General features: G+C 72.2%; 15 protein-coding genes and 1 other RNA gene. 10 read left to right on the top strand and 6 right to left on the bottom strand.

Translation table 11 applies throughout. The features are described from left to right. Positions 1–17: 17 nt before the first annotated feature. The 5 genes from ABZ464_RS34365 to ABZ464_RS34345 all read right to left on the bottom strand — a co-directional run bounded on the left by ABZ464_RS34365 (position 18) and on the right by ABZ464_RS34345 (position 9728). Positions 18–2282 carry a bifunctional glycosyltransferase family 2 protein/CDP-glycerol:glycerophosphate glycerophosphotransferase gene (locus tag ABZ464_RS34365; protein ID WP_359283637.1) on the bottom strand — a complete coding sequence of 755 codons (2265 nt, stop codon included), beginning with the start codon at positions 2280–2282 and terminating at the stop codon, positions 18–20. A gap of 153 nt (positions 2283–2435) precedes the next feature. After that, positions 2436–3287, bottom strand: a complete 852-nt coding sequence (locus tag ABZ464_RS34360; RefSeq protein ID WP_359283634.1) for a carbohydrate ABC transporter permease — start codon at positions 3285–3287, stop codon at positions 2436–2438. After that, positions 3284–4576 carry a sugar ABC transporter permease gene (locus ABZ464_RS34355; protein ID WP_359283631.1) on the bottom strand — a complete coding sequence of 431 codons (1293 nt, stop codon included), beginning with the start codon at positions 4574–4576 and terminating at the stop codon, positions 3284–3286. Before ABZ464_RS34355 ends, ABZ464_RS34360 begins: the two co-directional genes overlap by 4 nt. Before the next feature lie 7 nt (positions 4577–4583). Then, positions 4584–5966, bottom strand: a complete 1383-nt coding sequence (locus tag ABZ464_RS34350; protein ID WP_359283628.1) for an ABC transporter substrate-binding protein — start codon at positions 5964–5966, stop codon at positions 4584–4586. Between the two features lie 249 nt (positions 5967–6215). Then, positions 6216–9728, bottom strand: coding sequence for an FHA domain-containing protein (locus ABZ464_RS34345; RefSeq protein WP_359283721.1), 3513 nt, complete (start codon positions 9726–9728; stop codon positions 6216–6218). A gap of 387 nt (positions 9729–10115) precedes the next feature. On the opposite strand from ABZ464_RS34345, the gene ABZ464_RS34340 reads away from it, so the two are divergent. From ABZ464_RS34340 to ABZ464_RS34325, 4 genes are all read left to right on the top strand, one after another. Beyond that, complete coding sequence (locus ABZ464_RS34340; protein WP_359283625.1) at positions 10116–11864, top strand: serine/threonine-protein kinase; 1749 nt, start codon at positions 10116–10118, stop codon at positions 11862–11864. A gap of 128 nt (positions 11865–11992) precedes the next feature. Continuing rightward, positions 11993–13240, top strand: a complete 1248-nt coding sequence (locus ABZ464_RS34335) for a serine/threonine-protein kinase (RefSeq protein WP_359283622.1) — start codon at positions 11993–11995, stop codon at positions 13238–13240. Positions 13241–13302: 62 nt separating this feature from the next. Next, positions 13303–14409 (top strand): peptide chain release factor 2, encoded by a 1107-nt coding sequence (gene prfB, locus ABZ464_RS34330; protein ID WP_359283620.1) that lies wholly within the window; start codon positions 13303–13305, stop codon positions 14407–14409. A 284-nt stretch (positions 14410–14693) separates the two neighbouring features. Continuing rightward, positions 14694–15527, top strand: coding sequence for a hypothetical protein (locus ABZ464_RS34325; protein WP_359283618.1), 834 nt, complete (start codon positions 14694–14696; stop codon positions 15525–15527). Positions 15528–15627: 100 nt separating this feature from the next. On the opposite strand, the gene ABZ464_RS34320 is transcribed toward ABZ464_RS34325, so the two are convergent. Further along, a complete protein-coding gene (locus ABZ464_RS34320; protein ID WP_055639109.1) occupies positions 15628–15819 on the bottom strand; it encodes a hypothetical protein in 192 nt (63 codons plus the stop codon). Positions 15820–16067: 248 nt separating this feature from the next. On the opposite strand from ABZ464_RS34320, the gene ftsE reads away from it, so the two are divergent. The 6 genes from ftsE (at position 16068) to ABZ464_RS34290 (ending at position 25301) form a co-directional block, all read left to right on the top strand. Beyond that, on the top strand, positions 16068–16757 hold the full coding sequence (gene ftsE, locus ABZ464_RS34315) for a cell division ATP-binding protein FtsE (protein ID WP_059203505.1): 690 nt from the start codon (positions 16068–16070) through the stop codon (positions 16755–16757). Between the two features lie 42 nt (positions 16758–16799). Further along, entirely contained in the window at positions 16800–17717 is a 918-nt protein-coding gene (ftsX, locus tag ABZ464_RS34310; protein ID WP_059203504.1) for a permease-like cell division protein FtsX, read from the top strand. A 67-nt stretch (positions 17718–17784) separates the two neighbouring features. After that, on the top strand, positions 17785–18951 hold the full coding sequence (locus ABZ464_RS34305) for a S41 family peptidase (protein ID WP_359283615.1): 1167 nt from the start codon (positions 17785–17787) through the stop codon (positions 18949–18951). An 80-nt stretch (positions 18952–19031) separates the two neighbouring features. Beyond that, positions 19032–19574: an SsrA-binding protein SmpB gene (gene smpB / locus ABZ464_RS34300; RefSeq protein WP_359283719.1), complete on the top strand. Its 543-nt coding sequence runs from the start codon at positions 19032–19034 to the stop codon at positions 19572–19574. A 91-nt stretch (positions 19575–19665) separates the two neighbouring features. Continuing rightward, positions 19666–20060: a transfer-messenger RNA gene (gene ssrA / locus ABZ464_RS34295) on the top strand. A gap of 321 nt (positions 20061–20381) precedes the next feature. Next, positions 20382–25301, top strand: a complete 4920-nt coding sequence (locus ABZ464_RS34290) for a ricin-type beta-trefoil lectin domain protein (protein WP_359283612.1) — start codon at positions 20382–20384, stop codon at positions 25299–25301. Positions 25302–25317: the final 16 nt, after the last annotated feature.

The following is a 25317-nucleotide window of genomic DNA, read 5'->3' as shown; positions in this document are numbered from 1 at the left end:
CGTCGGGCAAACGGCGTTCAGCGGCCGTCGGTGACGGGGTGCGCGCCGGAAGGCTGCGGCACGGCGGTGAGCGGGGGGTGGCCCGAGGCCGCCGCCGACGGCACGGGCCGGCGCTCGGCGAGCGGCACGACCGGCGGCAGCTGCGTCTCGCCCAGCACGATCCGCCGTACGACCCGCTCGGCGGCGCGCCCGTCGTCGTACGGGCAGTACCGCTCGCGGAACCCGGCCCGCAGCTGGGCCGAGCGGGAGCCGCGCCAGTGGCCGGTGCTGAAGATGTCGATCAGCTCGTCCTCGCTGCGGGCCACCGCGCCCGGCGGGAAGGCGCGCAGGTCGAAGTAGACGCCGCGGGCCGCCCGGTACGCCGCCCAGTCCTCGTCGGGGGCGTGGACGACGATCGGCCGGTCCAGGTTGGCGTAGTCGAACATGATCGACGAGTAGTCCGTGACCAGGGCGTCCGAGGCCAGACAGAGGGACTCGACACTGGGATGGTCGCCGACGTCGATGACGCCGGGCGTGCGGTGCGCGAGGAGGGCGCCCTGCAGGTAGTGCGCGCGGGCCAGCACCACGAAGCGCGGTCCCAGACGGCGCAGGACGCGCTCCAGGTCCAGGGCGGGCCGCTGGGTGCGCCGGTGGTCGCGGTGGGTGGGCGCGTACAGGATCGCGACCGTGTCCCGGGGGATGCCGAGGGAGTCGCGCAGCCGGGCCACGTCCGCCGCGGTCGCCCGCTGGAGGACGTCGTTGCGCGGATAGCCGTACTCCAGGGTCCGGTACCGGCCGGGGTAGACGCGCTCCCAGGTCAGGGTGGTGTGGCGGTTGGCGGACAGGACGTAGTCCCATTTGTCGACGCCCCGCAGCAGCTCCTCGAAGTCCATGTCACGGGCGGCCGCCGGGCGTTCCTGGAGGTCGAGGCCCATGTGCTTGAGGGGGGTGCCGTGCTGGGTCTGCACGAAGACCTGGCCGGGCCGTTTGACCAGCCGGCGGTCGAAGTTGACGTTGTTGACGAGGTACTTGGAGCGGGCCAGCGCCGTCCAGTAGGCGGCCGTGCCGGGGGTGAGGGGGCGCGGGCCAGGCGGGATCGCCTGCCGGTGCTCGGGGCGGGCGATCCACGCGGTGCGCACCTCGGGCGCGTAGGCGCGGAACGCGGCCTCCAGCGCGCCCGGGTTGCAGCCGTGCCCCCGCCCCCAGTACGCCCCGAACACCGCCCGGTCGGCGCGCAGGGGCAGCCGCAGCTGGACGCGGTAGTGCGTCTGGAGCAGGGCGGCCCGCAGGGCGCGGGCCAGTTTCACGCCGAGCTTCAGGGTGCGGCGGCGCAGGGTCATGGCCGCCTGGAGCGCCCGGTAGGTGCGGTGCAGGCCGAGGTGGACCAGGGTGTGGCGCATGCGGGAGCGCAGCGGGACCCTGGTGCCCGGGGTGAGGTAGCGGCGGTAGTGGGCGCGGGCCCGGCGCAGGAACTCGGCGCGGGCGGCGCGCGGCAGCCGGTCCCGCTTGGTGAAGATCGTCGTGAAGTGGTCGACCATGCGGCGGAACAGCACCGGCCGCCAGCGCGCGAGCTCGGGGCGCTCCTCGACGAACGCGAAGACCCGGTCGTACTGCTCGAAGACGTCGAAGTGCCGGCGGCTGGTGGTGGACAGGATGTTGCCGCGGCGGCGCTGGCGGTAGTGCACACAGACCCGGTCGAGCGTCGCGATCGACTCGGCCGCCATCAGCGCCGGGTACGTCCACGGGGTGTCCTCGTAGTAGCCGGGCGGGAAGGCCAGGCCCACGCGGTCGACGAACTCCCGCCTGACGGCCTTGTTCCAGGCCACCATCAGCAGCCGGAACAGGTCCGGGCGGTCCTCCAGCCGGAACGGGGCCGGGCCCTCCTCGCCGAGCAGCTCCGCGACCTTGTTGCGTTCGGCCTCACCCGTCCAGAAGGTGCGCGCGTAGTCGTAGACCAGGACGTCCGGCTCGCCGGTCTCCTTCAGCCGGTCGGCGATCGCGCGCAGCGCGTCCGGGGTGAGGGAGTCGTCGGAGTCCAGGAACAGCAGATAGTCGCCGACGGCCACCCGCATACCGGCGTTGCGGGCCCGGCCCAGCCCCGCGTTCTCCGGCAGGTGCACCGCGCGCACGCGTGGATCGCGGGCCGCGAACTCGTCGATGATCTCTCCGCAGGCGTCCGGCGAGCAGTCGTCGACGGCGATCAGTTCGAGATCGGTCCACGACTGGGACAGCACCGATTCGAGGCACTCGTGCAGATACGCCTGAACCTTGTACGCGGGGACGATGACACTGAACCTGGGCAAGGGGCATCCATGGGTCGGCGCGGGCAGGGCCTTGCCCGGGAACGGCCGATGGAGTGAATCGGTTACGGTTCGTACGGCATTCGGGGGATTCCGGGTGAACGAAGGCGGGCGGAACCGTGACGTCCCGCCCCCTCCCGCGCGTTGTCCTCCGGGCTATTTGACGGCGCCCGCCATCACCCCGGACACGAACTGCCGCTGGAACGCGAAGAACACCGCCAGCGGGATCACCATCGAGATGAACGCGCCGGGCGCCAGCACGTCGATGTTGTTGCCGAACTGGCGGACCTGCGTCTGCAGGGCGACCGTGATCGGCTGGCTGTCGGCGTCGGTGAACACCAGCGCCACCAGCATGTCGTTCCACACCCACAGGAACTGGAAGATGGCCAGGCTCGCGATCGCCGGACCGCCCAGCGGCATCACGACCCGGAAGAACAGGCGCAGTTCGCCCGCCCCGTCCAGCCGGGCCGCCTCCAGCAGTTCGCGGGGGATCTCCGCGAAGAAGTTCCGCAGCAGGAACACCGCGAACGGCAGACCGAACCCGACATGGAACAGGACCACCCCGAAGACCGACCCGAACAGGCCGAGCTTGCCGAAGAGTTCGGCGATCGGGATCAGCGCCACCTGCACCGGCACCACCAGCAGCCCCACGACGGCCAGGAACCACCAGTCACGGCCCGGGAACTCCATCCAGGCGAAGGCGTATCCGGCGAGCGAGCCGATGAACACGACCAGGAGCGTCGCCGGGACGGTGATCAGCACCGTGTTGACGAGGGAGTCGGTGATGTCGCCGTTCTCCAGGAGCTTGCGGTAGCTGTCGAAGGTGAGCTGGGAGGGCTTGCTGAACACCGTCCACCAGCCGCTCGCGCTCAGGTCCTCCGGGGAGCGCAGCGAGGAGATCAGCAGACCGATCGTCGGCACCAGCCAGAACAGGCCGACGACGAGGAGGAAGCCCCGCACCAGACCGCTGTTGACCTTCTCGATCAGCCACCTGCCCGCCGTCGTCATCGCCGCACCTCCCGCCTGAGCCTGCGCACGTTGAACCACATCACCGGGATCACCAGCAGCAGCAGGAACACCGCGATCGCGCTGGCGACGCCGGGCTGGTTCTCCGAGAAGCCCTTGCGGTACAGCTCGAGGGCCAGCACGTTCGCGTCGTCCTGCGAGGAGCCCGGGGCGATGATGAACACCAGGTCGAACACCTTCAGCACATTGATCATCAGGGTGACGGTGACGACCGCGAGGACCGGCGCGAGCAGCGGCACGGTGACCCGGCGGAACACCTGCCACTCGTTCGCCCCGTCGACCCGCGCCGCCTCCAGGAGCTCGCGCGGCACCCCGGCGAGCCCGGCCGCGATCAGCACCATCGCGAAACCCGCCCACATCCAGATGTACGACCCGATGATCGCCGGTGTGACCAGCGACGGGCCGAGCCAGTCCAGGCCGTTGTACGGCTCCTTGAAGTTGCTCGCGGGCAGCCGCAGCCGGGCTCCGTCGGCCTTCGAGGGCAGGCTGAAGGTGCCGTCGTCGGCGGCCGTGGTGGACGCGACCACCCTGCCGTCCTTCACCGCCTCGATCCGCATCCCGGCATAGCCCAGCTCGGTGGGGTCGGGGGCGCCGAGGGTGCCGACGCCCTTGCCCCGGGTGAAGTCCTGCCAGGTGGTGCCGGTGATCTTCCCCGGGTCGGCTGCGGCCGGTACGGCCTTCTTCGCGTCGTCGGGCAGCTGGTCGGGGGCGACGCCGACCAGCGGGAGGGCGACCGGCTCGCCGGCGCGGACGGGCGCCTCGGTGAGGAAGCCGCCGTCGTCGGCCTTCAGGGGCGAGTCCCGGCCCGGGTGGGCCTTCGGAAACGCGGACGCCTGGACGAACGTGTCGTGCACGCCCACCCACACCGCGTTCGCCACACCCTTGTCCGGGTCCTGGTCGTACACCAGCCGGAAGATGATGCCGGCGGCGAGCATCGAGATCGCCATCGGCATGAAGACGACCAGCTTGAACGCCGTGCCCCAGCGCACCCGCTCGGTCAGCACCGCGAAGATCAGACCGAGGGCGGTCGCCACCGTCGGCGCGAACACCACCCAGATCACGTTGTTCTTCAGGGCCGTGCGGATGCCGGCGTCCGTGAAGAGGGCCTTGTAGTTGTCGACGCCGGCGAAACCGTCGCCGGACTGGTCGTAGAAACTGCGCACGACCGAGTACCCGATCGGGTAGACCACGAGCGCGCCGAGCAGCACGAGGGAGGGCAGCAGGAACAGCGCCGCCACGGTTTTGCGCGTGCCGGTTACGGACTGCCGCATCGCCGGGTCAGTTCCCGTACGCCGCCGCCGCGTCCGACTCCAGTTGCTTCTGGGTGCCGGCCACGTCCGTCGGGTTCTTCAGGAAGTCCTGCAGATCCTTCCACTCGCCCTTGCCGGGCGTACCGCCGAAGGCCTGCGGGGCCTGGTCGGACATGTCGAAGCGGAAGTCGTCGCCGGACGCGATCAGCGCCTTGGCGATCTTCTGCTGGACCTCGTTCGGATACGAGGAGATCGCGACGTTCTTGTTCGGCGAGAGGTAGCCGCCCAGCTTGGCCTGGATCGTCGCCGCGTCCGGCGAGGCCAGGAAGGTCGCCAGCGCCTGCGCGCCCTTGGAGTCCTTCAGGATGACCGCCGCGTCACCGCCGGAGACCACCGGCGCGGTGTCGCCCGCCTTCGGGAACGGGAACACCTTCGCGTCCGTGCCCACCTTCGCCTTCGTGTCCGCGATGTTGACCTGCACGAAGTCGCCCTCGTAGACCATCGCCGCCTTCGGCTGGTCGCCGCCGGTGAACGTCTGCGTCACCGACGCCGGGAACTCCGTCTGCAGCGCGCCGCTCGCGCCGCCCGCGATCCAGTCCTTCTTGCCCCAGATCTGGGCGAGCGTGGTCAGCGCCTGCGTCACCGACGGATCCGTCCACTTGATCTTGTGCTGGGCGAGCTGGTCGTACTTCTCCGGGCCCGCCTGGGAGAGGTAGACGTTCTCGAACCAGTCGGTGAGCGTCCAGCCGTCGGCACCGCCGATCGAGAACGGCGTGACACCGGAGTCGTACACCGTCTGCGCGGTGTTCAGCAGCTCGTCCCACGTCTTCGGCTCACTCGCGCCCGCGTTCTCGAAGACCTGCGCGTTGTACCAGATCAGCGACTTGTTGGCGGCCTTGTAGTAGACGCCGTACTGCTTGCCGCCGACCTTGCCGATGTCCTGCCAGCCCTGCGAGTAGTTCTTCTGCAGCTCCTTCAGGGCGTCCGCGCCCAGCGGCTTCGCCCAGCCCTGGTCCACCGCCTGCTTGATCGCACCGGGCTGGGGGAGCATCGCCACGTCCGGCGGCGCACCGCCCGCGATCTTCGACCCCAGGAAGTTGATGATCGGGTCCTGCGCGGGCACGAAGGTCACCTTCGCGCCGGTGCGCTTCTCGAACTCCGCCAGGACCTTCTTGAAGTTGGCCTGCTCCGCGCCGGTCCACACGGCGGCCACCTCGAGCGTGGTCCCGTCCAGCTTGGGGAGGGTCAGGCCGCTCCCGGTGTCCTCCGTGCCGGTGCCGCTCCCGTTGCCGGTGCTCTTGTCGTCGTCTCCGCCGCACGCGGTGAGCGAGAGCGCGAGGGCTCCCGCCGCGAGCGCGGCGGCCGTCTTCACGGTCCTGCGTGTCCGGATGGTGTTGCTCGTCCTGCGCATCACGACCCCGTTCTTCGGATCTCGTCGAACGTCGAGCGCTGTCCCGTGAGCACTGGTCTACGCCGGGTGACGGAGGTCGGCAAGAGCGCCCGCGCTGTCAACCGGGGGATCGTGACCGCGTCGTGACTGCAGGGTGCATGTTTCTCCGTGTGGGCGTGGATCTGGGGGCTGCCGCCCCCAGGCCCCCGCTTCGGCCCTGAACGGGCCTCGTCCTCAAACGCCGGACGGGCTGAGTAGTCGTGCCGTTCGTCAGACTCCGGAGGGGCTGGAGGTGCCTGAGCGGTGTTGGTCGGTGGACGCCGCGCGGTCCAGGGCGCTGGCCAGGAGGGCCAGGTCCGTCGGGCCGTTGCCCAGTTCGCGGACCGGGCGGCGGGTGGGCGGGTCGCCCATGCGGTGCCATTCCAGGGGGACCACGGTGGGGCGCAGGGTGGCCGTGCGCGGGATCCGGCCCGTGACGCGGCCGCCCTGCAAGGGGGTGAGGCGGCCGTCCGCGCCCCTGAGGCGGCCCCGGCCGGGGGCCGGTTCGTCGGCGCCCGAACCCGGGGGGTCGAGGCTGATCCGAACGGTGGAACGGCGGGCCGGTTCCGACTCCGCCGTACGGGCGTCGGGAGCCGTGGCCGCCACGAGGTGCACGCCGAGGCGGTCGCCCTCACGGGCCACCGCTTCCAGCGCGCGCATCACGGATCCCGCGGCGGGGCGGCCGGGCGAACCCAGGGCGGGGGAGACGAGCGCGTCGAGGTCGTCGACCACGACCACCAGCCGGGGCAGCGGAGCGGGTGCCTCCGCCTGGCGGCGGGCGGCCGCCGAGGGGCGCAGGCGCAGCGTGGAGCTGGGCGGGGTGTCGAGGTCGGCGGCGCCGGAGGCGGAGGGCGCGGGGGCGGCCGGGGCGCGCTGCGGGACGATCCGGCCGGACACCTCGCGGTGCGTGTGCCACTCGGCGTAGTCGGAGAGCCCGAGCAGTTCGGCCCGCCGCTTCAGCTCGGCGCTCAGCGACTGCGCGAACTCCCGCATCCGGACCGGGTCGTTGGCGGTCAGATGGCCGGTGACATGCGGTACGTCCGTACAGACGCGCAGGCCGTCGCCCTGGCCGGTGCCCTTGCCGACGGTGTCGCGGCCGTCCAGCAGCAGCACGCTCAGCCGGTCCGGGCGCTCGGCGGCGGCCAGCGACGCGACGACCGCCCGCAGCAGTTCCGTACGGCCGCTGCCGGGCGGGCCCTCGATCAGCAGATGGGGGCCCTCGGTGGCGAGGTCCACCGCGACCGGACCGCGCGGGCCGGCGCCCAGCACGGCCCAGGCCCGCCCGCCGAGGGCCTCGGTGTCGTCGGCCGCGTCCGCCCAGCGGGCCAGCAGGGAGGCCGGGGTGGCCCGTGCCAGGCCCAGTTCGTCGAGGAGCCGGGCGGACGGGGGCAGGGGGGCCGACACGCGTGTGTGCCGTTCGCCGCCGCCGTCGGGGCGCAAGGGTGCCAGGGCGCGGGCGAACCGCTCGGCCCAGGCGGGGGAGACCGCGTCCACGGCGGCGAGCGTGCCCCGGCCCACCGGGCCCGGCCTGCCGTCGCCCTCCGGCGCGACCCGGAACAGCCGGAGCGCCGTCGCCACGTCCCCGCTCAGCAGGGCCACCGCCCCGCACGCCCGGAACGCCGGCGCCGTCGCGCAGGCCGCCTCGTACGCCTGCGTCACCGGGGCGGCGGGCGACACGGCGGACGTCTCGGCCAGACACAGCACATGGATGCCGGCCCGGGGGCCCGCCACCGCCAGCCGCGTGACCGCCTCCCGCAGATCGGCGCCGCCCGGGTCGCCGTCCACGACGACCACCGTGTACGGGCCGGGGAAGCCCGCCCCGTCCTCGGCCCGCGCCCAGGACGGGCGGTGCGCGGTGACGGGGGCCGGGGCGCCGCCGTCCGGCTGCCGGTCCGCGAGCCGGCGCAGCAGCTCGTCGGTACGGGCCGCCGCCTGGTCGTGGTCGTAGGCGAGCAGCAGGCGGCAGTCCTGGCCGTGGCCGGGACGCACATGGGGCAGCCAGCCGAGCCAGGACCACTCCGCGGTGCGCTCCTGCTCGGTACGCGCCCGGTCCGTGCTGATCAGGACGATCTCCAGGGCGTCCGGGGAGTGCAGCGCGGCCAGCTGCGCCAGCACCGCGCGGGCCAGTCCCGCGAGCCGTGGGCGCGGCCCGGCCAGGCCCAGCGCCCCCGCCTCGCGCAGGCCCGCCGTCACCGGTACGGCGGGCAGCAGGCCCGAGCCGTCCGGCGCCGGACGGTCCGCCGTGCCGAGCCGGACCGTCAGCGCCTCCGGGTGACGCGGGCCGCGCTCCCAGAGCCGGGGGCCCGGGGCCAGGGCCGTCAGCAGCAGCGCCGCCGGGTCCGGCCAGGTCTCCGGGGCGGGCGCGGCGACGGCCGAGGAGGGGGTCCCGGCGCCCGGCGGGTCGTCGTACGCGTCGGTGTCCGGGCCGTCCTGCGCGCCGCCGCGTCCGCCGGCCAGCCGGCGCGCCCACGCGGAGAGACCACCGCGTTTGCGGACACCGGGCGGGACGTCGGTGCCGCGCAGGGGCGTGCCCTTGCGGCGGGACGCGGCGGGCGGTTCCTGGTGGGGGTCGGCGGTGTGCGGGCCCCTGGCGTCGTCGTGCGGGGCGTCGGCGTAGGGCTGGGTGAGGGAGTCCAGGCTCACGCGGCCGGCGTGGGTGTCCTGGGACGCCCCGGCGGGGGGCGCGGGGTGGCGGTCCGTCGAGGGGCGGGCCTCGTCGGCGGGCCGGTGGCTCTCGATGCGCGGTGCGCTGCCCTGGCCGGGGACCGACGGGGTCTCGCCGGAGGGCCGGCCGGGGATGCGGGGGGCCGTGTCGCCGGTCCAGTCGACCGTGCCGTAGGCGTGGCCGGTCGGGCCGTGGGGCGGCGCGGTCGGGCCGGTCGGGCCGGCCGGCTCCGGGCTGTCGGTCCGCGCGCCCGGCACGCGGGCGGGGGCGGTTCCGGCGGCGCCCGTGAAGCCGCCGGTCTGCCCGGCGGGTGTCTCGCGCGCCTGGGGCGTACGCGCCGTACCGGTCCGGTCGGCGGGGGCCGTCTCGCGCGCGTGCCCGCCGTCGGAACGTCCCCCGGCGTCGTCCGTCGTGTCCCCGCACGGCACGCGGATGTGCCCCTCGCCGTCGGGGGTGGTGGCCACCCGGGCTCCCGGGCCTCCCGGGGGAGCGAGCCGCAGGGCCGACTCGCCGACCCTCAGCAGCGCGCCGGGGGCCAGCCGGACGGGGCGCGACGGGACCCGGTCGCCGTCCAGGGTGGTGCCGTTGGTGGAGCCGAGGTCGGTGACCGTGGCGCGGCCGTCGGGGGAGAGGGTCACCGCGCAGTGCAGCCGGGAGACGTCCGGATCGTCCAGCGGGACGTCGGCCTCGGCGGAGCGGCCGACGCGGACCTGGCCGCCGTGCAGCAGGTGCACCCCGCCCGCGTCCGGGCCCGCGACCACGTGCAGCCGGGCCGGGGCGTCGTCCACCTCGGGATGCGGCTCGGGGTCGGCGGGGGCGCCCACGGCGAGGACCGCGCCGTCGGTCAGCGGGGGCTCCCCGAGGGTGCAGCGCCGGCTGTCGAGCCGCTCCGCGCCCGCGTACAGGACGACGGGCGCGCCGCTCGCGCTCTCCCCGGAGACCGCGGCGGACAGGGCGGAGGCGACCTCGGCCAGGGCCGTGCCGGCGGGCGCCGTGACCAGTACGTCGCAGCTCGCGGCGCGGCCCCGCGCGTCCGTGGGCGCGCCCAGCGGGTCTACGACGGTCAGCCGGATCTGCATCGCCGTCAGCGGTCCCTTCTGCCCGGGCGCGGACAACCCCCCACCCCACACGAGCACATCGGCCAGTACTGCAGGCATCCTCGCATCTGTCACTGACAATCCGCCCACCGCCCGAGCGCAAGTGATCTTGATTGGTCGGCTCTGCCCGCAAAAGTGCCTGACCATTGCATCGCCGGCGATCGGACGACGATCAGTTGAGATCGGTCACGCCGGGGTGCGGCAACCGGGGGACCGGGGGGCGCGTCTTCCCTTCGAACGGGCAGGGAAGAAGGCACGTAACCGTACGCAGGGCCCACAGGACGAGGACAGCCCGGTCCGGGGACCCCGGCACTACAGTGGTCGGACACACAGACAGAACAGGCAAGCAAGCAGCAGGGAGCGCGTCACGTGCGGCCAGTCGGCAGCAAGTACCTGCTCGAGGAGCCGCTCGGACGCGGCGCCACGGGCACCGTCTGGCGAGCCCGCCAGCGCGAGACCGCGGGCGCCGAGGCGGCCGTGCCCGGTCAGCCCGGGGAGACCGTCGCGATCAAGGTCCTCAAGGAGGAACTCGCGAGCGACCCCGATGTCGTGATGCGGTTCCTGCGCGAGCGGTCCGTGCTGCTCCGCCTGACCCACCCGAACATCGTCCGGGTCCGCGACCTGGTCGTCGAGGGCGATCTGCTGGCGCTCGTCATGGACCTCGTCGACGGCCCCGACCTGCACCGCTACCTGCGCGAGAACGGACCGCTGACGCCGGTCGCCGCCGCGCTGCTCACCGCCCAGGTCGCCGACGCGCTCGCCGCGAGCCACGCCGACGGCGTGGTCCACCGCGACCTGAAGCCCGCCAACGTCCTGCTGATGCAGGAGGGCGGCCAGATGCACCCGATGCTCACCGACTTCGGCATCGCCCGCCTCGCCGACTCCCCGGGCCTGACCCGCACCAGCGAGTTCGTCGGCACGCCCGCGTACGTGGCGCCCGAGTCGGCGGAAGGCCGTCCGCAGACCTCGGCGGTCGACATCTACGGCGCCGGCATCCTGCTGTACGAACTGGTCACCGGCCGCCCGCCGTTCGCCGGCGGCTCCGCGCTCGAAGTGCTCCACCAGCACCTCAGCGCCGAGCCGCGCCGCCCCTCCACCGTCCCCGACCCGCTGTGGACGGTCATAGAGCGCTGCCTGAGCAAGACCCCCGAGGGCCGGCCGAGCGCCCAGAACCTCGCGCGCGGACTGCGGATCGTCGCCGAGGGCATCGGGGTGCACGCCAACTCGATGCAGATCGCCGCCGCCGAGGGCGTCGTCCATCTCCTCGCCCCGGACCCGGCGCCCGCACAGGTGCCGGGCGCGGACGCGGGCGCGGGCATGCCCCAGGGGGCGTACGACCCGAACGCCGCGACCAGCGTGCTTCCGCACACCGGTGCCGCCGCGGGTCCCGCCGGCGCCGCCGACCCCACCGCCGTACTGCCGCACACGGGCGGCCCGGGCGGCGCCGCCGACCCGACGGCCGTGCTGCCGCCGGTGCCGCAGCACCAGCCGGGACAGCAGCAGCCCGAACAGCCGCACCCCTGGCAGACCCAGCTGCGCGCGGCCCGCGACCGCAACGAGCAGACGCAGGTCCAGCAGTACCTCGACCCCGGCGAGGACCCGCTGCGCCGCCGCCCCCAGCGGCAGGTCGCCCGGCCGCAGCAGCCGCCGCAGCGCCCCCAGCAGGGCGGCTACCCACCGCAGCAGGGCGGGTACGCGCCCCAGCAGCAGGGCGGGTACGGCTATCAGCAGCAGCCCCAGCAGCAGTACGCGCCGCCGCAGCAGCCCCAGCAGCAGCCCCAGCGGTACGCCCCCGCTCCGGCCCCGCAGCAGCAGCCCCAGCGCCAGCCGCAGCGGCCCGCGCCCGAGCCGCGGCAGCCCCGGGAGCCCCGCGAGCCGAGGCAGCGCAGCGCCAATCCGATGAAGATCCCCGGCCTCGGCTGTCTGAAGGGCTGCCTGTTCACGATCGTCATCTTCTTCGTGGCCGGCTGGCTCATCTGGGAGTTCAGCCCGCTCCAGGAGTGGATCGGCACCGGCCGCACCTGGTGGGGCGAGCTGACCCACCTGTTCAACCAGTTCACGAGCTTCGTCGGTGACCTCGCCGACCTCGGCGGCGACTCCGGCGGCAACAAACCCTGAGAACGCGCTGTGCCCGACCGTGAGTCTGTGGACTTGTCGACATCTGGCGGGTGATTTCCGTCTCCGCGGTGAAGGTTGGCTCGTAGGACGCGTACGTTGTTCGGCAACACGCGTCTGTAGGAGCAGTCTTGGCACGGAAGATCGGCAGCCGGTACACCGCCCACCAGATCCTGGGACGGGGCAGCGCCGGCACGGTGTGGCTGGGCGAGGGACCCGAGGGGCCCGTCGCCATCAAGCTGCTGCGCGAGGACCTCGCCTCCGACGAGGAGCTCGTGGGCCGCTTCGTGCAGGAGCGCACGGCCCTGCTCGGGCTCGAACACCCGAACGTGGTCTCCGTACGGGACCTGGTGGTCGACGGCAACGACCTGGCGCTCGTCATGGACCTGGTCCGGGGCACCGATCTGCGCACCCGGCTCGACCGGGACCGCAGGCTCGCGCCCGAGGCCGCGGTGGCGATCGTCGCCGACGTCGCGGAGGGGCTGGCCGCGGCGCACGCCGCCGGGGTCGTGCACCGGGACGTCAAACCGGAGAACGTCCTGCTCGACATGCAGGGTCCGCTGGGCCCCGGCGGCTCGCACCGCGCGCTGCTGACCGACTTCGGGGTCGCGAAGCTCATCGACACCCCGAAGCGGACCCGGGCCACGAAGATCATCGGCACGCCGGACTATCTCGCCCCGGAGATCGTCGAGGGGCTGCCGCCGCGGGCCTCCGTGGACATCTACGCCCTGGCGACCGTGCTGTACGAGCTCCTCGCCGGGTTCACCCCGTTCGGCGGGGGACATCCGGGGGCCGTGCTGCGCCGCCATGTCACCGAGACGGTCGCTCCGCTCCCCGGCATCCCCGACGAGCTGTGGCAGCTGATCGTGCAGTGTCTGGCGAAGGGGCCGGCGTCGCGGCTGCGGGCGTCCGAGGTGGCGGCGCGGCTGCGGGAGCAGCTGCCGACGCTGGCCGGGATGCCGCCGCTCGACGTGGACGAGCCGGACACCGAGCCGACGGCGGAGGGCGGCGAGCCCGCGGACCCGGCGTCGGCCGCCCCGGCGGCGCCCGCCGGGCGCGCCCGGCGGGGGTCGGTGCCGCTGGTGCCGGGCGCCAAGCCGGACTCCAACCGGGACACCCACACCTCGATGCGGGTGCCGGCGCCCGACGAGCTGGCGGGCGGGGCGCACGGGACGGCGCGGGTGCCGAGGGCGGCGGGGGCGCCCCGTCCGGGCTCCGCACGGAACCGGGCGGCCACCCGGCGGCGCCGGATCACCCTGGGGACGGCGGCGGTGGCGCTGGTCGCGGCGGTGGGCATCGGCACCTGGGCGGTGACCGCCGGCGACGACGCGGGGGCGTCCCCCCAGGACAGCGGCACTTCGGCCCCGTCCACCCCGTAGCCCCCGGGGGTCGTGACCGGCGTCGGAGGGGAGCGGATGGCGGGTCCGTTACGCTGGAGGGCGTGGCAGTCGTCGATGTATCCGAAGAGCTCAAGTCCCTCTCCTCGACCATGGAGTCGATCGAGGCCGTTCTGGACCTCGACAAGCTGAGGGCAGACATCGCCGTGCTCGAGGAGCAGGCGGCCGCGCCGTCCCTGTGGGACAACCCGGACGAGGCGCAGAAGATCACCAGCAAGCTCTCCCACCTCCAGGCCGAGGTCAGGAAGGCGGAAGCGCTGCGCGGCCGGATCGACGATCTCGCCGTGCTGTTCGAGATGGCCGAGGAGGAGGACGACCCGGACACCCGTGCCGAGGCCGAGTCCGAGCTCGCCGCCGTCCGCAAGGCGCTGGACGAGATGGAGGTGCGGACGCTGCTCAGCGGGGAGTACGACTCCCGCGAGGCGCTCGTGAACATCCGGGCCGAGGCCGGTGGCGTGGACGCCGCGGACTTCGCCGAGAAGCTCCAGCGGATGTACCTGCGGTGGGCCGAGCAGAAGGGCTACAAGACCGAGATCTACGAGACCTCGTACGCGGAAGAGGCCGGCATCAAGTCGACCACCTTCGCCGTGCAGGTGCCGTACGCCTACGGAACGCTCTCGGTGGAGCAGGGCACGCACCGACTGGTGCGCATCTCGCCCTACGACAACCAGGGGCGCCGCCAGACCTCCTTCGCGGGTGTCGAGGTGCTTCCCGTGGTCGAGCAGACCGACCACATCGAGATCGACGAGTCCGAGCTGCGGGTGGACGTCTACCGCTCCTCCGGGCCCGGCGGCCAGGGCGTGAACACCACCGACTCCGCGGTGCGGCTCACCCACCTCCCGACCGGCATCGTCGTCTCCTGCCAGAACGAGCGCTCGCAGATCCAGAACAAGGCGACCGCGATGAACGTGCTGCAGGCGAAGCTCCTCGAGCGGCGCCGGCAGGAGGAGCAGGCCAAGATGGACGCCCTGAAGGGCGACGGCGGCAACTCCTGGGGCAACCAGATGCGGTCCTACGTCCTGCACCCGTACCAGATGGTCAAGGACCTCCGCACCGACTTCGAGGTCGGCAACCCCGAGGCCGTCTTCAACGGTGAGCTCGACGGGTTCCTGGAAGCCGGTATTCGCTGGCGCAAGCAGCAGGAGAAGTAGGTTTGTCGATAAGGCAACCGCCCCTGAATCAGGGGTGGTTGCCTTTCTTGCTGCCTTTTACATCACATTCACGGCTCCAACGTTACGCAAAGACCCCCGACTTGGACATTGCGCCCGCAACGACCTTGACGATGCCTTGAAAAATCGGGAGGGTGCAGTGTGGCATGCGTATCTTCGGGGCGCATGTGAACCGGGGGGTTTCAGCCAGCAGTTCAGCTACCCCCGTCGATCACCGCCCCGAGCGCGCCCTCATCGACGATTCAGCTACTGGGGGTAGCAGCTTTATGACAAAGAAGACGCGGATCCGGGTCGCGCGGCTCGCCGCCGGCGCCGTGATCGCCGCGGGCGCCTCCCTGACCGTGGCGGGCGTCGCCTCGGCCGCGGGCGAGGACGGCCTGAGCGGGCTTGTCTCGACGTCCGACAACACCGAGGTCACCACGCAGGACGACCCCGACCCGTGCGACCCGATCGGGGTCTGCACCACCACGGGCACCACGGGCACCGACACCACCGGGACGACCGGCACCACGGGTACGGACACGACGGGTACCACCGGTACCACGGGTACGGACACCACGGGTACGACCGGCACCACGGGTACCACCGGTACCACGGGTACGGACACCACGGGTACGACCGGTACCACGGGCACCACGGGCACGGACACCACGGGTACGACCGGTACCACCGGCACCACGGGTACGACCGGTACCACGGGTACCACTGGTACCACGGGTACGACCGGCACCACGGGCACCACGGGCACCACGGGTACGACCGGCACCACGGGCACCACCGGCACCACCGGTACGACCGGTGACGACTCCACCGGCGGCTCCAGCTCCACCGGTGGTTCCTCCACCGACGGTGGCAGCTCGTCCACCAGTGGCGGCACCGACACCGACGGCACCTCCACCCAGGAGGAGGGCACCTCCGCCCTGACCGACACCTCGGACAGCAGCTCCGACACCGCCGCCCAGGGCAGCGGCGGGGAGCTCGCCGAGACCGGTGCCGGTCAGACCACCTTCCTGATCATCGGCGCCGCCACGATGATCGCCGGCGGTGTCGCGTTCCGCGTCCTGCCGCGCGTCGTCGCGGGCCGCGGGGCCGCTGCCTGACGGTAGCCGCACCGGTGCGTGACGTGAGGTGACGTACACGGGAAAGGGCCCGGAGCCGATCCATCGGCTCCGGGCCCTTTCCGCGTCGTAGGACGGGCCGCTACGCGGTCTGGTGGGCCAGCAGCGCCACCGCCGCCACCAGAACCGCCAGCAGCGCGATCAGCGCCATGGGGTTCAGCCCCGCGAAGAAGTTCTCCTGCTGCAGCCGCTCGCGGTTCGCACGGCACACGGGGCACCGGCCCTCGCTCACGGGCGCCGCGCAGTTAGCGCACACCAGCCGGTCGTACGTCATGCGCCTCGCCCTCCTTGCACCGGTTCCACGTACATCAACGCTCAAGAAACCGAGAACGTTCCCCCTCCACTGTGCCAGGTTCCCGGCAGGGCCGCGCGGCCCTGCCGGAGAGGGGCCCGGACGAACTCCGGGACAAAGTCCCGTACAAAAACGCACAAGCCTGCCGCAACCCCTCCCGGCGACTGCGCCCACGCGCCCGGTTCGCGTATGGTCACGCTCATCTACCCCCGGCGACCCGTGGTGCACCCGTGATCCGATTCGACAACGTCTCCAAGGTCTACCCCAAGCAGACCCACCCCGCACTCAGGGATGTCTCCCTGGAAGTGGAGAAGGGCGAGTTCGTCTTCCTCGTGGGGTCCTCCGGCTCCGGAAAGTCCACCTTCCTACGGCTGATCCTCCGCGAAGAGCGGTGCAGCCACGGCCAGGTGCACGTCCTCGGCAAGGACCTCGCACGGCTCTCCAACTGGAAGGTGCCGCAGATGCGCCGCCAGCTGGGGACCGTCTTCCAGGACTTCCGGCTGCTGCCGAACAAGACGGTGGCGGAGAACGTCGCCTTCGCGCAGGAGGTCATCGGCAAGTCCAAGGGCGAGATCCGCAAGTCCGTGCCGCAGGTGCTCGACCTGGTCGGGCTCGGCGGCAAGGAGGACCGCAGGCCCGGTGAGCTCTCCGGTGGTGAGCAACAGCGCGTCGCCATCGCGCGGGCCTTCGTCAACCGGCCCAAGCTGCTGATCGCCGACGAGCCGACCGGCAACCTCGACCCGCAGACCTCCGTCGGCATCATGAAGCTGCTCGACCGGATCAACCGGACCGGCACGACCGTGGTGATGGCCACGCACGACCAGAACATCGTGGACCAGATGCGCAAGCGCGTCATCGAGCTGGAGAAGGGCCGCCTCGTCCGTGACCAGGCGCGCGGCGTCTACGGCTACCAGCACTGACCGCCCCCGCAGACGTTCCCGGAAAGGCCTCAAGTACACGCCATGCGTGCCCAGTTCGTACTCTCCGAGATCGGTGTCGGTCTCCGTCGCAATCTGACGATGACCTTCGCCGTCATCGTCTCCGTGGCCCTGTCGCTCGCCCTGTTCGGCGGGTCGCTGCTCATGAGCGACCAGGTCAGCACCATGAAGGGCTACTGGTACGACAAGGTCAACGTCTCGATCTTCCTCTGCAACAAGAGCGACGCCGAGTCCGACCCCAACTGCGCCAAGGGCGCGGTGACCGACGACCAGAAGAAGCAGATCAAGACCGACCTCGGCAAGATGTCGGTGGTGGAGAAGGTGACGTACGAGTCGCAGGACGACGCGTACAAGCACTACAAGGAGCAGTTCGGCGACTCGCCGCTGGCCGCCTCCCTCACCCCGGACCAGATGCAGGAGTCGTACCGGATCAAGCTGAAGGACCCGGAGAAGTACCAGGTCATCGCGACCGCCTTCGACGGCCGGGACGGCGTGCAGTCGGTGCAGGACCAGAAGGGCATCCTGGACAACCTCTTCGGGCTCCTCAACGGCATGAACTGGGCCGCGCGCGCGGTGATGGCGCTGATGCTGGTGGTCGCGCTGATGCTGATCGTCAACACCGTGCGGGTCTCGGCGTTCAGCCGCCGGCGGGAGACCGGGATCATGCGCCTGGTCGGCGCCTCCGGCTTCTACATCCAGGCCCCGTTCATCGCCGAGGCCGCGGTCGCCGGACTGATCGGCGGCACGGTCGCCTGCGGCTTCCTGGTGATCGCCCGGTACTTCATCATCGACCACGGTCTCGCCCTGTCCGAGAAGCTGAACCTGATCAACTTCATCGGCTGGGACGCCGTCCTGACGAAGCTTCCGCTGATCCTCGCCACGAGCCTGCTGATGCCGGCGTTGGCGGCGTTCTTCGCGTTGCGCAAGTACCTGAAGGTGTGACGCACGCCCCGCGAGCCGTACGGTCAAGCGACCGTACGGCTCTTCGCGTTCCCCTAGACTCACCGCCATGTCAGGCCGCGACCTGTTCTGCCAGCCCCGCCGTTTCGGCCGCGGGGCCGCCCTGACATTGGTGTTCGCGAGCGTGCTCGTCGCCGGTGCCGCGACCGGGGCGCTGCCGGGCGACGGCCGGCGGACCGCGTCGGGCGAGACGCGTGAGGCGACCGCCGGGCATGCGCAGGACGTGACCCGCGCGGCCGAGGAGGCCGCCGCGGTCGGCAAGTCCCCCATGGAGGCGGCGGAGCGCGCGGTCAGCCGCAGCGGGGACCGCTGGGCAGCCGTCTACTCCGAGGGCGAGTACGAGGAGTTCGAGGAGTCCCTCGACGGCCGCTACACGGGCGTCGGCCTGTGGGCGCGGCGCGACACGGACGGACGGATCGAGGTCACCGGGGTACGGCCCGGATCGCCCGCGGCCGGCGCCGGGATCCGCGCCGGCGACCGGCTGCGCAGCGTCGACGGACACGGCGTCGACGGCCGCCCGGTCACCGAGGTCGTCTCCTTACTGCGCGGTGACGCCACGGACGCGGCCGCCGGTACGGCCGTCACCCTGGGCCTGCAGCGCGGTACGCGCGCGTGGAGCGAGACCCTGCGCCGGGCCCTGCTGTCCACGGACTCCGTCACCGTCCGCCACGCCTCCGACGACGCCACCGTCATCAGGATCTCCGCGTTCACCAAGGGCGTCGGCGACGCCGTCCGCTCCGCCGTCCGGGCGGCCCCGGCCGGCGGCGGGATCGTCCTGGACCTGCGCGGCAACTCCGGCGGCCTGGTCGCCGAGGCCACCGCCACCGCCTCCGTCTTCCTCGACGGCGGCCTCGTCGCCACCTACGACGTGGACGGCGACCAGCGCGCCCTGCACGCCGACCCCGGCGGCGACACCGACCGCCCCCTCGTCGCCCTCGTCGACGGCGGCACCATGAGCGCGGCCGAACTGCTCACCGGCGCCCTGCAGGACCGGGGCCGCGCGGTCGTCGTGGGCTCGCGCACCTTCGGCAAGGGCTCGGTGCAGATGCCGAGCGAGCTGCCCGACGGCTCGGTCGCCGAGCTCACCGTCGGCCACTACCGCACCCCCTCCGGCCGCGCGGTCGACGGCAAGGGCATCACCCCCGACCTGGAGGTCACCGACGGGGCCCTGGAGCGGGCCGAGGCGGTGCTCGGCGGCCTCGGGGACCCGTCATGAGGGACTTCCGGGACCACGCGTAATCGGCTTTCCCTCCGACCCCCTCCAGATGCGAAAATGGCGGGACTATGAGCAAGGGAATGTACGTACCTAAGGAGTCCCAGCCCAAGCAGGGCGGGGCGGCCGCCAAGGCCAGGGACGGCGAGAAGGGCGGCAAGCGCAAGATCGTCGCCCAGAACAAGAAGGCCCGCCACGACTACGCGATCATCGACACCTACGAGGCCGGGATCGTCCTCACCGGCACCGAGGTGAAGTCGCTGCGCCAGGGGCGGACCTCGCTGACCGACGGCTTCGTCCAGATCGACGACGGCGAGGCGTGGCTGCACAACGCCCACATCCCCGAGTACAGCCAGGGCAGCTGGACCAACCACTCCGCGCGCCGCAAGCGCAAGCTGCTGCTGCACCGCGAGGAGATCGACAAGCTGGCGGTCACGTCGCAGGAGACGGGGCACACGATCGTGCCGCTCGCCCTGTACTTCAAGGACGGCCGGGCGAAGGCCGAGATCGCGCTGGCGCGCGGCAAGAAGGAGTACGACAAGCGGCAGACCCTGCGCGAGCAGCAGGACCGCCGGGAGTCGGACCGGGCGATCGCGGCGGCGAAGCGGCGGCAGCGGGGCGACTGACCCGCGCGGAATACGGTGGCATCGGGCCGCGTTGGTCACGTACGATGGCATCGCACCCCAACAGAGGGTGCACGCGTTGAAAACACAACATGGGGATGATCGGTTTCGACAGCGGCTGTCGAAGCAGGGGAAGCGTGTCGAGAAAGCGGCCATGATCTCGTAAACCACAGGCCGAAAAAAATAATCGCCAATTCCAAGAGCGATTCTCCCGAGCTCTACGCTCTCGCTGCCTGATCAGGTAGTGATCGTTTAGCTCCTTCATGGGAGTGTCAGCCCGGGCTCGTTCCCGACCCGGTTCCTGGCATCAGCTAGGGGACTAAACCTTGATCCCGGTCACGGGGTGAAGAGGGAAATCAAACAGTGACTGGGCCCGTCGGCGACTTGTTCGCGTGATCGCCGGGGCCGAGAAAATCGCAGCGAACTGCACACGGAGAAGCCCTGGTTCCGCACCGTTGGACGCGGGTTCGATTCCCGCCATCTCCACTCATCCCATGTGGACGAAGGCCCTGTCGCAGCGCGGCAGGGCCTTCGTGCTGCTCGCGCACCTGGGCCGACGCCCCATAGTCATCACGTTTCTCACAATTCTCTCAGGAACACTTGTCCTGAACCCGTCACTTCTGCCTATGGTGTTCGCCGCGCCCGACGGAGCCGACCACTCCGTCATCGTGCGCGACACAAGGCGACCGGGGGGATTGTCCGTCGCCACGGGGAGAGACAGACCGTTCGTCATGCCGCGAGCCGGCTCTTCACGCATGCCCTGCCGCACGGGCCACCCCGGTCCGCCGCCATGCGATGAAGGGATGCCTCTTGCGCCCCGTACGAGGGTTCATCAGGCCCGGATCACCACGGTCCGGGCCACTCACCACACTGCTGACGGCCACCGTCGCGGCCGCCGTCCTGGGCGGCCTCGCCGTACAGCCGTCGCTGCTCGGCCGGTACGCCGCCGACGACATGGCCACCGTGGCCGACAGCTACGACGGGTTCGACGCGAAGGCGGCCGAACAGCTCCGCCAGGACCAGTGCCTCATGACCGAGGTCCTGCGGATGGGCGGCCCGGCGATGTACGGCGTCGCCCAGAACGGACTGAACCAGCCATCGGACAAGCTGCACACGGCGGCGAACCGGGAGTACTGGAACACCACTGCCCTGAGCACCGCGTTCCAGAAGGACCGCGACGACATCGACAAGATCGACCTCTACGGGCGGCTCGGCGAGTGGAAGAAGCCCCTGTCCGGGCTCTCCTACCCGGGCGGCTTCACGAGCGTCGCCGACTTCACCGACCCGCCGGGCCTCGCCGGGCGCGGAAAGGACTACTTCGAGCAGGTCGGCATCACCCCCTGGCTCGGAGCCCAGTGGTGGAAGAGCGAGGGCGACTACTACGAGGACCCGACCCCGAAGGCCGACGACGCGACGGCGAAGGCGGTCACCGACCTCGGCACCCCGCTCTACGGCAAGGACCCGGACCCGAGCCTTCCGGGCGCCGAGTGGAACCGGGCGCTGGCCGAGCAGCGGGCCTGGGAAGACCGCGTCTTCATGCACAAGCAGTGGGCCGACGACGCCCGCATCTTCCTCTCCTCCGGCGGCTTCCCGCGCACCGCGCCCGAGCCGGGCAGCGTCGAGTACCGCATCGCCGTCGAGGACCTGAAGGCCCGGTTCGCAACCTGCGACTGGCACAGCCCGGCGGACCCGAGCAAGGTCCTCGGCAAGGAGGTCGCGGACGCCTCCGCCGAGTGGCAGCAGGAGATCGCCGCCCAGGCGACCCAGCGCAACCAGATCCTGAACGCGAGCCGTGACGCCACCAAGTCCCTCGCCGACGGCGCCTCCGCGCTGGGCGAGATGCTCGGCCAGTCCTGGATCGCCGACCACCTCGCCCGCTGGCAGGACTACTGGTCGGCGGGCGGCCCCGGCTGGATCGGCGACAGCCCGTTCGTCGTCCACGCCCACGGCGCCACCGACAAGTGCCTGGAGGTGGCGGGCGCCAAGAAGGACAACGGCACGGTCGTGCAGCTCTACACCTGCAACGGCGGCGCCGGGCAGAAGTGGCAGATCTCCGGCGACCACCTGGTCAACCCCAACTCGGGCAAGTGCCTGACCGTCAAGGGCGGCGCGAGCGCCAACGGCACCGCCGTGCAGATCTCCACCTGCTCCAACAGCACCTCCCAGAACTGGGAGTACGGCACCCACGGCACGACGCGCCTGTACAACCCGGCGACCGGCAACTGCCTCGACCTCGCCGACTACACCAACAGCCGCGACGGCCGGATGTGGGACTGCACGGGCAAGGCCCCGCAGCAGTTCGACGTCGTCCCGTCCGGGCACGCCGGCACCGACGACCTCGACTACCCGGCCAAGGCGCAGTTCGACAAGGCGAAGAAGGGCGTCACGGACGCCCAGGCCGCGTCGAAGAAGCAGCTCGACCTGCTGAAGGCGCAGGCCGCCGCCGCGAAGAAGGCCGCCACCGACACGGACACCGCGACCCAGGCCGCCTACGCGATCGCCGACAAGGCGGGCGCCCCGCGCGGCCGAGGTCTGCTCGTCGCCCAGCAGAAGGCCCAGGTCACCAAGGCCTCGGCCGCCGCCCTGGAGGCCCTGGCCAAGGCCGGTGACACGGCGTACTCCGCGACCAAGGCCGCCGTCGGCGACAGCGAGACCATCGCCGCCCGCGCCCTGACGCAGGCCGCGCAGTCGAAGGCGGCGTTCCGTACGGCCGCGGCGAACGAGGCCCGGGCCCAGGCGAAGGCCGCCGCCGACGCGGCCGCCGTCCAGGCGCAGACCGCCAAGGCCGCCCGGGACCTGGCGAAGACGAAGCTCGCCGAGACGCAGAAGGCAGAGGCCGACGCCAAGGCCGCGGCGGCCGACGCGCACGCCAAGCGGCTCGCGGCGGAGGCCGAGGAGGCCACGGCGAAGGCGGAGAAGGAGACCGCCGCCGCCAAGCAGGCCGAGGCCGCCCAGCACAAGAGGAACGCCGAGGGCTACGCGACGACCGCGAACGAGGCCAAGGGCCGCGCGGAGACCGCCGAGTCCACCGCGCGGACCAAGCGCCAGGACGCCGAGGCCGCCCGCGACCGGGCCAAGGGCAAGCGCGACGACGCCTGGGACGCGGAGAGCCAGGCCAATGCGGCGCGTGCCAAGGCCGACGCCAAGGACGCCTACGCCGAAGCCCACGACTCCGACGCGGACGCCAAGGACTCCCGGGCCGCGGCCGACGCCGCCGACTCGGCTGCCGACGACGCGCAGTCCGCGGCGACCTCGGCCCGCGCCGAGGCGAACGCCGCGACCCAGGCGGCCGCCGACGCGGACGCCGCCGCCACCCGCGCGGAGTCCGCCGCCAAGCGGGCCCGCTCCGACGCGGACGCGGCCCAGGCCGCCAAGCTGAAGGCGGACGCCGCCGTCCGTACCGCGACCAGCGCCGCCGCCGACGCCATCAAGGCCTCCGAGACCGCCGCCTCCGCCGCAGCCACCGCGGTGAAGCTGGCCGACGAGGCGGACAAGCACGCGGCCGACGCGAAGGCCCAGGCCGACGCGGCGAAGGCCGAGTCCGTCAAGGCGGTCGCCTCGGCGGCCGACGCGGCCGGTCACGCGTACACCACCGCACAGGCCGCCGCGGACGCCGGCGCCTCGGCGCAGCAGGTCGCCGCGCCGGCCAATGACGCCGTCCAGCTCGGTTCGCCGTACGTCGACACCGACGCCACCGCGGGGCTGGTGGTCCTGACGGGCCAGTCGTCGAAGACGATCGCCGAGCAGCAGAAGGCCGTCGCGGAGGCGCACGCCGCCAACGCGCAGAAGAACGCCGACCAGGCGGCGAGCCTCGCCGCGGCGGCGACGGGCGACGCGAAGGCGGCGTACACGCTGGCCGCCGAGGCCGCCGGTTTCGCGGCGGCCGCCCGCAAGTCGGCCAAGGAGGCGCTGGGTTACGCGTCCGAGGCCGCGCAGTACGCGGCGGACGCGCAGGCCTCGCTGGCCCGCACCATCGAGTACGACCAGCAGGCCGGCGCCGACGCGGCGGCGGCCGACAAGGCCGCCGGACGCGCCGAGGGCTACGCGACCGACGCCCGCGCCTCGGCCGACCAGGCCGCCCTGGACGCGGAGGCCGCCCGCACGGCCGCCTCCCAGGCCGAGCAGGCCGCCAAGGACGCCCGCGCGGCGGCCGACCGCGCCGACGCCGAGGCCACCCTCGCCGAACAGGCAGCCAAGGACGCCCAGAAGTACGCGGAGTCGGCCCAGCAGGCGGCGGACTCGGCCGAACGCAAGGAGGCCAACGGCCAGGTGCAGGCGGGCGCCGGTACCGGTGCCGACGGGGTCTTCTACGTCATCGAGAAGATGACCGACGCGGCCCCGGCCAAGCAGCTCAACAAGTGCGAGTACACGCTCCAGGGCTGCACGGTGACGTACGAACTGCACCTCGACCTCACGGTCAGCTACTACCTCTGCACCAACCCCGACGTGCCCGCCACCGAGTCGGGCTGCCCGGCGGAGGACACGCTCTTCCTCAAGACGGTGGTCCTGAAGAACCAGAAGCAGGAGTGGACGCACCACTTCACCGCCGGTGACATCACCCGCCTCGGCTGGCAGGCCCTCTTCGGGGACACCCTCGGCGCGGTCCTCTACGAGGTCGTGCTGGGCGACGCCGTCCGCTGCTACCACGGCGACGCCGCGGGCTGCGCCTGGTTCGCGTCCAACTTCATCCCGGGCAAGGCCTTCACGAAGGTCGCGGAGGGGCTCCGCGCCCTGGACGCCGCCATGAAGACCGGGATCGGGGTCACTGACGCGTTCAAGGCGCTGAAGGCGCTGGACAACGTGGATCCGGAGACGCTGGCCCAGATCGAGCGCAGTGTGAAGGCGTACGAGGACGCGCGCACGGCGTGCAAGATCAACAGCTTCCCCGGCGCCACCGAGGTGGTTTTGGCCGACGGCAGCCGCAAGGCGATCCGCGACGTGCGGTTCGGCGACCTTCTCCTGGCCACCGACCCGCTCACCGGCCGTACCCAGGCCGAGCCGGTCACCCGCACGTTCTCGCACCCGACCGAGGACCTGCTGGACATCACCCTGGCGGACGGCGGGCGTCTGACGAGCACGCCGGGCCACCGCTTCTACGTCACCAGCCGGGACTGGACCCTCGCGTCCGACCTGCGCGCCGGTGACAGCCTGCGCGCCTCCGACGGAACCCTCCGTACCGTGGCCGACGTGCGGGACCGGGACGACCGGGCGCCCCGGACGGTCTACGACCTGACGGTGTCCGGCCTGCACACGTTCTACGCGGTGGCGGGCAGCACTCCGGTGCTGGTCCACAACTGCAACGACATCGTGTTCGACGGCGCCAAGTTCCCCGGCCTGGCGCACACGATCACGGAGCACGTGACGCCCAACAGGGCGGCGGCCGAGGCCCTGGCCGCGCAGAAGACGACCAAGTACGGCCGGGACACGCCGAACAGCGTGTGGGTCGACCAGGACACGGCCCAGAAGGTCGTCGACGCCGCCCTGGCCGACAAGGCGAGCATGATCAGCAACTGGCTGCGGGGCAACAAGACCGAGCTGGACTGGTCGGGGTTCTTCGGACCGAAGAGCGATTCCCTCGGCACGGTGTACTACGCCGACGGGACCAGGCTGGGCCGAGCCCCCACGGCAGCAGGCAACGGCTACTACATCAAGCTGGTGAGGGCGCCGAAGGGCCCGGGGATTCCGAAGCACCCCCGCGGCTACTACGTGCAGACCTGCTACCCGAAGTAAGGTCCCGAGCAAGGAG

Origin of the sequence: Streptomyces sp. NPDC005820 (genome assembly GCF_040630255.1) — a bacterium.
Classification (GTDB): domain Bacteria; phylum Actinomycetota; class Actinomycetes; order Streptomycetales; family Streptomycetaceae; genus Streptomyces.
Note: the sequence above shows the minus strand (reverse complement) of the source record. Positions and strands in the feature narration are given on the sequence as shown.

Bases quoted from the DNA above. Each gene is read 5' to 3' on its own strand.
- ABZ464_RS34360 (WP_359283634.1), bottom strand. From the start codon at position 3,287: ATGACGACGGCGGGCAGGTGGCTGATCGAGAAGGTCAACAGCGGTCTG.
- ABZ464_RS34355 (WP_359283631.1), bottom strand. From the start codon at position 4,576: ATGCGGCAGTCCGTAACCGGCACGCGCAAAACCGTGGCGGCGCTGTTC.
- ABZ464_RS34350 (WP_359283628.1), bottom strand. From the start codon at position 5,966: ATGCGCAGGACGAGCAACACCATCCGGACACGCAGGACCGTGAAGACG.
- ABZ464_RS34345 (WP_359283721.1), bottom strand. From the start codon at position 9,728: ATGCAGATCCGGCTGACCGTCGTAGACCCGCTGGGCGCGCCCACGGAC.
- ABZ464_RS34325 (WP_359283618.1), top strand. From the start codon at position 14,694: ATGACAAAGAAGACGCGGATCCGGGTCGCGCGGCTCGCCGCCGGCGCC.
- ABZ464_RS34320 (WP_055639109.1), bottom strand. From the start codon at position 15,819: ATGACGTACGACCGGCTGGTGTGCGCTAACTGCGCGGCGCCCGTGAGC.
- ftsX (WP_059203504.1), top strand. From the start codon at position 16,800: ATGCGTGCCCAGTTCGTACTCTCCGAGATCGGTGTCGGTCTCCGTCGC.
- ABZ464_RS34305 (WP_359283615.1), top strand. From the start codon at position 17,785: ATGTCAGGCCGCGACCTGTTCTGCCAGCCCCGCCGTTTCGGCCGCGGG.
- smpB (WP_359283719.1), top strand. From the start codon at position 19,032: ATGTACGTACCTAAGGAGTCCCAGCCCAAGCAGGGCGGGGCGGCCGCC.